The organism is Fodinibius sp. (assembly GCF_041642155.1).
In the GTDB taxonomy this organism is placed as follows: domain Bacteria; phylum Bacteroidota; class Rhodothermia; order Balneolales; family Balneolaceae; genus Fodinibius.
The window spans coordinates 1-5,489 of sequence record NZ_JBEPWZ010000199.1 but is presented as its reverse complement, the minus strand read 5'-3'; the positions used below and the strand labels follow the sequence as shown (position 1 = coordinate 5,489).

The window sequence follows — 5,489 nt, the reverse complement described above, 5'->3', positions numbered from 1 at the left end:
CCGTCGGCCCCAAAGATAGTAATTCTTCGCGGGAGCCTGAATTCTTTTAACTGAGCATAGGCGTCGTATTGAATTTTAGAATAGGGCAGCCGGGAATTTGCGGGCTGAATGACCTCGCTGACGAGGTACTTATCCTTGTCTACGAAAACCCGGGCGCCGGTGGATAGAAAGAGTTTAAAGTGGGTATCGTTTTCCTGCACTTCTTCGATATGGTCGGCATTCAGGGTGAAGTTGATAATATCGAGAATGTTCAGCGAAGCTAATTGATTGATCCGATCGAGATTCCCGTCGCGAACGGGAATCCGGCGGGCATAGTTGTCCACCTTGTTGTAGACCAGCAGCGTATCGCCATCGGTCAGCAGCTGACCTCCTTCAATACCGAGGCCATTCCGGATAGTTACCATGCTTTTGGAGCGGTTGCTGGAAAACAGGAGCGTAGCGCGCTCGGTATTTTCCGGCTCGCTGACAATTGCCCGCCCTTTGCCTTTCAGGGTATGGAGCGTGCTGGTGTAGTCAGGCAGCCGGTCTGCAATCGTTTTGCCATCAGCGGAGGAGGACTGATAACCTTCCTTTGCCACCTCTGCCACCTCTTTGGTACCGGAGCAGGAGGCCAGGACCATACAGAGGAGGACAAGGGTCGTTCTGGGGCACAGGGATATCGATATCCGGAAGGCATCGGTCATCATGGTTGCTCGGCGCCGCGAAGTTGTCAGCAGCATTAAATTATGTGGTTGAATGTTTGTTTGCCGGGATCCTCGAATATAGGCATCATCTTGTTAAGCGCCTGCCACATGAGTGATTCCGGCACGTTCTCTAAACGATTAATATAACTTTATAGTACCAAAATAAGCAGAAATATGCCTGGGTTGAGGCTTATCGCCGCATACGAACCCGTTAAGCTTGATTACAAACGCTAACTGATGGCTTTACGCCAGACATTGAGTCGCTCAAAGGCGTGCTTCATGTGCGAGCCGTACCAGCTAAACCATTCGCCTTCAACCAAAAGGACCCGGGCGGCGGGACATACTTCCTGTACTTGTGCGAGGTGTCTTTCCCTGAAGGGGTAGGGTTCGCTGCTGAGCAGAACCAAATCCGGGTTACAGCTTTTCAATTCTTTGAGATCGATTTTTGGGTAGCGGCTTCGGCTGCCAAATATATTCCGCAGGTTCCAGTGCTCCAGCACGTCATGGATGTAGGTGTCGCCACCGACACTCATCCACGGGTCCTTCCATATCATATAAGCCGTTCGCAGTTCCGGTTCCCCGGGTCGTTGGTCAAGGCGATCCTGTATATCGGAGATGAGCTTGCCGGCCCGTTTTGTGACCTGCATTTTTTGGCCCAGCCTGTGGATGGTGATCAGGGCGTCCTCGATCGTGGCGATTTCCGTTACTTCGACCTCAAAATCGTTCATAAGCGATTTAATGTCAGTGGGACGGTTTTCCTCCTTGTTGGCGATAATGAGGTCAGGATCGGCCTGCCTGATGGTATCCAGCCGCGGGTTTTTGGTCCCCCCGACAATGGGGATGTCCGCCACCTCTTCTTTCGGGTGGACACAAAATCGTGTTCTGCCCGCCAGCTTGTCCTTGAGCCCCAGGTCAATGAACAGTTCCGTAAGGCTTGGGACTAAACTGATAATACGCCGGTAGTTGAATGCCATAGCGAAAAATATGTGAGTGTAAGAAAACCGATTGAATGCTGGTGCGATTTATTTGCTTCAGCCCTCCTTTCAGGAGTTTGTCAGACTCAGCGCGATTTATTGCATTCCCACTTTACCACTATCCTCGGTTCGTCATAGGCCTAAGTGTGCAAACCGGGACGGTGGGAACCGGTCCAATATACATAATTGGCGTCTTGTTTTTGAATTGCAATTAGCCTCCATATGTTTAAGTGAAAAACCAGAAATTTTTGTCTTACTCAGAAAATACCAATATTATTTGCGGGGAAAATATTTCACGGCCATTGGAAACGGTTTTTCGGATAAGAATCCTGCCCACAATAAAATTTCTTTGCGAATAATCCAGGTTCGATTAAAAAATTTGTAATAAGCCCAAGTTATTGATATATCATACCGTCCCAGTTAAATTTAACATACACACATGAAGCGCACTCGCTCCCTAACGCCATACGTTGTCATCCTTCTCTTCGCTTTCCTTTTTATCTCCTGTGCAAAACGCTCGGGTCCCCCTAAAGTCCTGGTTTTCAGCAAGACGGCCGGGTTCTACCATGAAGCTATTCCCGACGGGGTGACGGCGATACAGCAGTTGGGGGACGAGCACGGCTTTGAGGTCGACACGACGACGAATGCGGATATGTTTACCGAGGACACGCTCCGGCAGTACTCGGCGGTCGTGTTTATGAATACCAACGGGGATGTGCTCGATAAGTACCAGGAAGCTGATTTTGAACGATACATCCAGGCGGGAGGAGGCTATATGGGGATCCATTCCGCCGCGGCTACCGAATACCAGTGGGGCTGGTATGGACGGCTTGTAGGGGGCTACTTCCTGGATCATCCCGAGGTGCAGGAGGCCGAATTGCATGTGGAGGATGATACGCATGCGTCCACCGACTTCCTGCCCGATCCCTGGAAGCGAACGGACGAGTGGTACAGTTTCGACAACTTCAATGAAGAGGTGAACGTCCTTCTGACGATTGACGAGGACAGTTACGAGGGCGGAACCCCCATGGGGTATCACCCGATGGCATGGTATCACCAGTACGACGGGGGACGAGCTTTTTATACCGCACTGGGTCACACGAAGGAAGCGTACAGCGACGAGCTTTTTCTGAACCATATCCTGGCGGGCATTGAATACGCTATCGGGGAGAACCATAAGCTGGATTACACGAAAGCCACGACCCACCGGGTGCCCGATGCCAATCGCTTTTCGAAAACCCAGTTGATAAGCGGTAAGCTGTTTGAACCGACAGAAATGACAATTCTGCCCAATCGCGATATCCTGATTGCCCAGCGGCGCGGGGGCATATTGCTGTACAGCGATCGCGATTCCACCTTAAATCAGGTGGGAGCGCTGGACGTGTATTGGAAAACCGACGAGCCCAACGTTAACGCCGAAGAGGGACTGATGGGTATCCAGGCGGATCCCGATTTTAAAGAAAACGGCTATGTCTATGCTTTTTACAGTCCGGCCGATACCTCGGTAAACCGGCTGTCGCGGTTCACCTTTGAAGATGATACGCTTCGCTCGGAGACAACCATCCTGCAGTTTTATTCCAAACGGGATATCTGCTGCCATACCGGAGGGTCGATCGCCTTTGATAAAGAAGGCTTGCTCTATCTCTCGACGGGTGATAATTCGACCCCGTTTAACCAGCCCGACCAGCCGTATGTGCTGGACGGCTACGCGCCGCTGGACGAGCGGGAAGGTTTTGAGCAGTATGATGCCCAGCGCACCTCCGGCAATGCCAATGACCTGCGCGGGAAGATCTTGCGTATTCGCGTGAACGAGGATGGCAGTTACGAAATACCGGAGGGAAACCTCTATCCCGAAGGCAAGGAGGGTACGCGTCCCGAAATCTATGTACAGGGCAATCGAAACCCGTACCGCATTTCCGTAGACCAAAGGAACGGATACCTCTACTGGGGAGAAGTGGGGCCCGACGCCCGCAGCGACAGCCTGGATACGAGAGGTCCCAAGGGGTACGACGAAATTAACCAGGCGCGCGAAGCCGGGTTTTTCGGCTGGCCTATGTTTATCGCAGACAACAAGGCCTATCACCGGTATGATTACGGCAGCGGGGAGTCCGGGGAGCCCTTTGATCCGCAACAACCCCTCAATTTATCTCCCAATAATACAGGCATTGAAGAGCTGCCCCCGCCCAAACCGGCTTTTATCTGGTATCCCTATGATGCCTCCGAGGAGTTTCCGGAGGTGGGGACAGGGGGACGAAATGCGATGGCGGGACCGGTTTATTATACGAACCACTATCCCGGGGAGACCCGGCTGCCGGAGTATTATGACGGCAAGCTGTTTATTTACGACTGGATACGCGGCTGGATTAAGGTGGTGACGATGCAGCCCGGCGGTGATTTTGACAAGATGGAGTCTTTTATGCCGGAGACAGAGTTAAACGCCCCTATTGATATGGAAGTCGGTCCCGACGGGCGCCTTTATATCCTGGAATACGGGAGCGGCTGGTTTGCGGAGAATGATGATTCGGGACTGCTGAGAATCGATTTCAATGCGGGCAATCGTCCCCCGGAAGTAGAGGATCTCTCTGTTGATAAGACCTCAGGAACCCTTCCGCTTGAGATTGAAGCCACCGTTGAGGCCGCCGATCCCGAGCAGGATCAGCTGAGCTACAGCTGGAATCTCGGAGACGGAACGATCGTAGAAACAAACGAGCCGCGGCTGGTGCATACGTTTGAGGAAATAGGAGAATATGCCATTTCGGTTGAGGTTGACGACGGACACGGACATGCCGTGACAAGCAGCTCCGTTTCGGTATATGCCGGGAACAGGGAGCCCGATGTGTATATTGATATTGAAGGCAACGGCACCTTTTACTTTCCCGGTCAGCCGGTTTCCTACGCGGTGCGTGTCGAGGATGATGAGGGCTCCACCGCTTCGGATGATCTTGACCTCTCGAGGCTCTTTGTTACGGCCAGTTATGTAGAAGGAGGCGAGGGGACAGACGCCCCGCGGGGACATCAGGAAGCTACGGAAACGATGAGCGGCAAGAGTATGATCGAATCGTATGATTGCCGGGCATGTCATACCGTGGACTCCCCCTCCGTGGGTCCCTCGTATACAGCGATTGCAGAGCGCTACCGGGATTCCACCGATATTCATTCGTATTTGATTGATAAAATTAGAAACGGAAGCACCGGTGTATGGGGCGACCGGGCGATGCCGGCTCACCTCGAGCTCAGCGAAGCGGATGCTCACAAAATCGTTTCCTGGATTATGACGCACAATGATGAGGGACAGGCCCGGGAATCGCTGTCTCCCTCGGGACAGCTCCAGCCCACCCTGGATAAAGCGTTGATTTCGAATGGCGTGTTCATCCTTTCGGCCAGCTATACCGATCAGGGGGGTCCCGATACCAAGCCTTTGACCGGTAATACCAGCGTATACCTGAGGAATAATACGATCTCTTTGGCATCGGCCAGAAATATGCAGGGATATGCAACGATGACGCAGGACGACAAGCTGTTGCTGACCGTCCCGGAGGAAGAAGGGTCCTTTGGATTGGATGATATTGATCTCGCCGGTATTGCGGGCGTTCGCATCTCGACGGTAACACGGGAACCGGTTGAAGAGGAGTACGTGTTTGAACTCCGCCTGGATAGTCCCGATGGAAAAAAGGCCGGGGAGGCCCTTCGAAGCGGCGTGGGACAACAAACCGGGGAAGGGTTCGCTCATTCCATTACCATTCCCGTAGATGACGGTATTGCCGAGGGGACACATGATTTATACATTGTAAGCCGTCCGGTTGAAGGGCGGTCCTCAGCCCGGCTTATACTG

Annotated in this window: 3 protein-coding genes; 1 reads left to right on the top strand and 2 read right to left on the bottom strand. The window is 52.6% G+C overall.

Features of this window, described 5'->3' with window-relative positions:
* The coding region (locus tag ACESLU_RS10900) for a DUF4292 domain-containing protein (protein WP_372638677.1) at positions 1–719 on the bottom strand (719 nt) is incomplete at its 3' end.
* A 194-nt stretch (positions 720–913) separates the two neighbouring features.
* Positions 914–1,657, bottom strand: coding sequence for a helical backbone metal receptor (locus ACESLU_RS10895; RefSeq protein WP_372638676.1), 744 nt, complete (start codon positions 1,655–1,657; stop codon positions 914–916).
* A gap of 439 nt (positions 1,658–2,096) precedes the next feature.
* Between ACESLU_RS10895 and ACESLU_RS10890 the strand changes: the two genes are divergently transcribed.
* A partial coding sequence (locus ACESLU_RS10890; RefSeq protein ID WP_372638675.1) for a ThuA domain-containing protein occupies positions 2,097–5,489 on the top strand: 3,393 nt, incomplete at its 3' end.